Raw genomic sequence first — 5151 nt, forward strand, 5'->3', positions numbered from 1 at the left:
GCAAATTTGAACCTGCTTGCAAGATATTTTGCGCGAGGCAATAAGATTTTATTCTTTGGGCTTCATTATCGTATCCGCTTTCGTCTCCATAAGCAACCTCATAAAGCTTTAAACTTAATTCTTTTGCTAAAACCTTGCTAAGCTCGGTCTTGCCTGTACCTGCAGGGCCGTATAAAAGTACGTTTACGCCTTTTTGTCTTTTGCGGATAGCATTTTTTAAAAAAGAGATTAAAATTTGCGTATCATCTTTAATATGATCATAATTCTTAAGAGTTAAATTTGTATCGCTGCAAGGTTTTATGGTACTTGCGAAAATTTCGTCTATGCTTTCGCATTTAACAAATAAAGCGCCTATGAAGTCGTTATTTATCACGTCAATTTTTGATCTTAAATTGCGTCCGTAGATATCTAATTTTATAAGTGAAGTTTTAGCAAAAATTCCATCTTTTTTAAAAGCTTTTTGCACGTCAATAAAGTTTAAATTTAATATCTGAGATATGGCTTTTGCAGCCTGCCTATCGTTTAAATTTTCTGTCAGCTCACAAGCGTCCGAAACGATTTCGTAATTAAACATAATCGCGACGAACCTCAAAATAGCCTTTTCGGTATCGTTTAAACCTAAATTTGCTTGAAGCAAATTTAAATTATATTCGAGCTCTTTTAACTCGCATGAAATTTTGCTTTTCTCAAGAACGGCAAGTTTATCTTTTAGGGTTTTAATATCTTGCTGGGTTGGCTCATCCGAATTAATCTCTAAAAATTCCAAAAGGTTGTCATATTTAGATTTTAGAAATTCTCTTTGTCCTCCAGCACAAAATATCGCTCTGAGTATCCAAAGACTGGCAAGGTCATATATCTCGCTATCTACGAATAAATTTCTGTTCTTCATTAGTGCCTCCTTGTTTATTTGGAGGTATTTTACTATGCAAAGAGGACGGATTTATGTCCACATTAATGTAAATATATGTTTTGTATGTGAATTTTATATCATTTTTGCAGCGCAAACGAGTTTTTAATACAGCTTGCGTTTTAGATAATTTATTTTTAGCAGAATGTCATAGATAAAAAGCATTTTACTCTGGGACTTAATATTTTACTAATTAAGGATTAAAGAATTTAGGTGGCTCCGGATGCTGGATTCGAACCAGCGACCAAGCGGTTAACAGCCGCCTACTCTACCGCTGAGCTAATCCGGAACGCGTAGAATGGATGGTGCGGATGAAAGGACTTGAACCTTCATGCCGTGAGGCGCCAGATCCTAAGTCTGGTGTGTCTGCCAATTTCACCACATCCGCAAAAAAGAAAGCGCATATTAGCCAAAAAGCTCTTAATATGAGCTTAATATGGTACGCCCAAGAGGATTCGAACCTCTGGCCTACGGCTTAGAAGGCCGTTGCTCTATCCAACTGAGCTATGAGCGCAAAATATCAAATCAGTGGTACGCTCGAAAGGAGTCGAACCTTCAACCTACAGATCCGAAGTCTGTTGCTCTATCCAATTGAGCTACGAGCGCATAAAGTGGGGTGAGTTGTGGGAATCGAACCCACGACCCTCAGGACCACAATCTGATGCTCTAACCTACTGAGCTAAACTCACCACAATGGTCGGAGCGAAAGGATTCGAACCTTCGACCCTCTGGTCCCAAACCAGATGCGCTACCAGCCTGCGCTACGCTCCGTAGATTTTCGTGGATTGAATGAAAAGCGTATTATATATATTTTTTCTTAAATTCCGCTTTTTGCGGCTTTAAATTTAATGAAATTTAACAAGTCGCATCTGTTTTTCTAAATTTTTTAATAAAATTTGCATCAGCGCTAGCCCCTTAGTGCGGTGCGAAATTTTAAATTTCACCGCAGCGGGCAGCTCCCCGATCGTGCGGTCAAATCCGCGCGGAATAAACATAAAATCGTATCCGAAGCCGTTTTGCCCCCGCTGCTGCGTTATCGCCGTGCCGTGCATGAAGCCGTGCGTACAAAACTCGCCCAGAGCGCATTTTAGCGCGATCGCCGCGGTGTAATGCGCAGGGCTCTCCTCTAGCTCCAGCGCGCGTAGGCTAGCGGCTAATTTCTCGCGATTGCTCGCATCCGTCGCGCCTGAGCCGCTAAAGCGCGTCGAAAATATCCCCGGAGCCCCGCCCAGCGCGTCCACGCAGATACCGCTATCATCGCTTAGCACGAAAAATTCGCTCTGCAAATTTTTACTTTTTAGCGCCTCATACACTGCGCGAACTTTAATAAGCGCGTTTTGTTTGAAGCTCGTGCCGCATTCGTCGATCTCAAAAGGATCCAGCACCTCGCCGAGCGCGCACACGTCGTATTCCGTGAAAAATTCTTTTATCTCTTTTACTTTATTTTTATTGCTCGTCGCAAGTAAAATTTTCATCCTAGCTCCTTAAATTTAAGCCGCCATTTTACCCAAAATCAAAGAATTCGTTACGATTTTTGGCTATAATCGGCGCAAATTTCATATTATTTGAGGTCTAAGATTATGCTAAAAAGCGTCCTTCCGCTTAGTTTTATCATCGCTACGAGGTTTTTTGGATTATTTATTTTGCTGCCCGTGCTTAGCCTGTATGCATTGAGCTTGCACGGCGCAAACGAAAGCCTAGTGGGGCTACTTTTTGGAATTTATGCGATTATGCAAGTGATTTTGCAAACGCCATTTGGAGTGTTAAGCGATAAGATCGGACGTAAAAAAACCCTTGCTATAGGGCTGGCGCTTTTTATCGTGGGCGCTTGCGTTTGCGCGGCGAGTGAGAGCATTTATACGATGATTTTTGGGCGTTTTTTGCAAGGCTGCGGTGCCGTAGGAGCCGTAGCTACCGCACTAATTAGCGATTTTACGCGGGAGGAAGAGCGCGGCAAGGCGATGGCGGTAATGGGTGCGATGATAGGCGTGAGCTTTGGCGTAGCAATGATTTTAAGTCCGCTTTTAAGCGCCAAATTTGGACTTGCCAGCCTATTTCATCTAAGTTCAGCGCTTACGCTTTTATGTTTGGTACTGCTTTTTTTCGTAGTACCTACCGAACCGCATATCCGCTCCCTGCGCCAAAAGGTCCCGCTCGGCTCACTTTTGAGTGACAAAAATTTAATGCTTATGAATTTAACGAATTTTTTTCAAAAGGCTTTCATGACGGCAGCGTTTTTTCTAATTCCAATTTTGCTTGTGCAAAAATTCGGACTTTCCAAAAGTGATTTGACCAAAATTTATGCTCTAGGCGCGATATTCGGCTTTACTGCGATGGGTGCGAGCGGTGCTTTAGGCGAAAAGCGCGCACTAGCTAAGCAAATTCTACTTATCGGCATCTGCTTTTTCATCGCTTCGTATTTGATTTTTGCGTTTGCTAGCGGGGCGAGCGCTTTCGTAGTGGGTGTGATGCTCTTTTTCGTGGGATTTAACGCGCATGAGCCCATTATGCAAAGCCTTGCGTCCAAATTTGCCAAAGTCGCTCAAAAAGGCGCCGCGCTTGGGATTTTTAATTCGTTCGGATTTTTTGGCAGTTTTTTGGGCGGGCTATGCGGCGGCGCACTTTTTGGCAAAATTGGCATCGAAGCGCTAGGCATTGGCGTCGCGGTTTTGGGTGTGATCTGGCTTGTGCTACTTTCTAGGCTGAGCGATCCAAAACTTTTTAAGAATTTATACTTTCCTAAAGGCGGCGATTTTTCCGCACTACAGGGCGTAAAGGGCATTATTGAAATTTACGAGACCGATGGCGAACTCGTTGTGAAATTTAACTCGAAACTGATAAATGAAGATCAAATTTATAAAATCGTAGGAGGCAAATGATGGAATTTGAAAAATTTGAAAGCGCGATGGAGCGCTTCGCAAACACGGTGCAAAAGTCCTCGCGCATCGAGAAGGTCGCGATCACGCAGGCGCTAGGGCGTATTTTAGCTACCGACGTCGCGGCGCCTTTTAGCACTCCGCGCCGCCCGACCGCCGCGATGGACGGCTACGCGCTAAAGGGCGCAGATCTAAGCGAGGGGGCTAAATTTAAGATCGTCGGTACGACGCCTGCAGGCAAAATGCCTGGCGCCGCGGCAAAGGCGGGCGAGTGCGTCAAGACCTTCACCGGCGGGCTAATGTGCGAGGGCAGCGACACGCTTCTGCCAATCGAAAACGTGCAGGTGCAAGCAAGCGAGATCGTCGTCACAAAGCCTGTCGCGGCGGGCTTTGCCGTGCGCGCGGCGGGCGAGAGCTACCGCGAGGGCGAGCTTTTGCTTAGAAGCGGCACGAAGCTTGGATTTTCGCAGATCGCGCTACTTGCAGAGCTAGGGCTATTTCACATAAGCGTATTCGTCCGCCCAAAAGTAGCGATTTTAGCCACCGGCAGCGAGATCAAGGATCTGGGCGAAAAGCTCGAAAACGACGCTCAAATTTACAGCTCCAACCACATCGCGCTTGCAAATTTAGTAACGCAGCTAGGCTGCGAAGCGATGATAATGCCTCTAGTACGCGATGACGAAAAAGAGCTGGAAGGCGCGATCTTATCGGCTTTACAGAGCGCCGACATACTTCTAACCAGCGGCGGAGTGAGCGTCGGAGACTACGACTTCGTGCAAAGCACGCTACAATCAAAATTTGAGCTCATCGTAAAAGGTGCGGCGATCAAACCGGGCCGCCACGTGCGCGTAGCCAAAACCGGCGAAAAATATATCTTCGCATTCCCGGGCTTCCCGCTCTCGGCGCTCATTACGTGCATTTTGTTTCTGCGCGTATATTTGCAAAAATCCTTCGGCATGCGCGAAAATACGGAATTTAGCGCGATCTTGGATCACGACTACGTAAAAAAGACGCCGTGGCTGGAGTTTATGCCTGCGCTCTTGCAAAACAGAGACGGGCGGCTTTTCGTTAGCCTACAAAGCAAAAAGCAGGGCTCCAGCGCGATTTTGAACAATTTAGACGACGATAGCGTCCTGCTAGTCGCGCCGCTTGAGGTTAAAGAGCTCAAAAAAGGCGAGCTCGTGCGCGTGATCTCGGTACCTAAAATTTAGGGCGCAGCGGTTCGGAGACAGTTGCGAGGGCAGACGGAATTTAACTGCCGCGAGGGTTAAAATTTTTGCCGCCGCGCAACTTCAGCTCCAAGCTGCTTTGCGGGCAAAATTCGAGTATTTGCGGGAGATAAAGCGAAAATGAAAGATAAATTTTATG

General features: G+C 45.7%; 4 protein-coding genes and 6 tRNA genes. 2 read left to right on the forward strand and 8 right to left on the reverse strand.

What is annotated here, in order from left to right; all coding sequences use genetic code 11:
- The 8 genes from Q0340_RS11820 to Q0340_RS11855 all read right to left on the reverse strand — a co-directional run.
- The coding region (locus Q0340_RS11820) for an AAA family ATPase (protein ID WP_298083475.1) at positions 1-889 on the reverse strand (889 nt) is incomplete at its 3' end.
- Positions 890-1121: 232 nt separating this feature from the next.
- Positions 1122-1196 (reverse strand) — tRNA-Asn (locus Q0340_RS11825).
- 14 nt (positions 1197-1210) lie between these two features.
- Positions 1211-1295: transfer RNA gene (locus tag Q0340_RS11830), tRNA-Leu, on the reverse strand.
- Between the two features lie 49 nt (positions 1296-1344).
- Positions 1345-1421, reverse strand: a tRNA-Arg gene (locus Q0340_RS11835).
- Positions 1422-1436: 15 nt separating this feature from the next.
- Positions 1437-1513, reverse strand: a tRNA-Arg gene (locus Q0340_RS11840).
- Between the two features lie 6 nt (positions 1514-1519).
- Positions 1520-1596 (reverse strand) — tRNA-His (locus tag Q0340_RS11845).
- Positions 1597-1601: 5 nt separating this feature from the next.
- Positions 1602-1678 (reverse strand) — tRNA-Pro (locus Q0340_RS11850).
- A 74-nt stretch (positions 1679-1752) separates the two neighbouring features.
- Positions 1753-2382 carry a non-canonical purine NTP pyrophosphatase gene (locus Q0340_RS11855; RefSeq protein WP_298083476.1) on the reverse strand — a complete coding sequence of 210 codons (630 nt, stop codon included), beginning with the start codon at positions 2380-2382 and terminating at the stop codon, positions 1753-1755.
- A 105-nt stretch (positions 2383-2487) separates the two neighbouring features.
- Here Q0340_RS11855 and Q0340_RS11860 point away from each other — a divergent pair, with 105 nt between their 5' ends.
- Positions 2488-3786: an MFS transporter gene (locus Q0340_RS11860; RefSeq protein ID WP_298083477.1), complete on the forward strand. Its 1299-nt coding sequence runs from the start codon at positions 2488-2490 to the stop codon at positions 3784-3786.
- Positions 3783-4994, forward strand: coding sequence for a molybdopterin molybdotransferase MoeA (locus tag Q0340_RS11865; RefSeq protein ID WP_298083478.1), 1212 nt, complete (start codon positions 3783-3785; stop codon positions 4992-4994). The genes Q0340_RS11860 and Q0340_RS11865 overlap by 4 nt, the downstream gene beginning before the upstream one ends.
- The last annotated feature ends 157 nt before the right edge of the window (positions 4995-5151 follow it).

The sequence above is a fragment of the uncultured Campylobacter sp. genome, assembly GCF_938045595.1.
GTDB lineage: Bacteria > Campylobacterota > Campylobacteria > Campylobacterales > Campylobacteraceae > Campylobacter_B.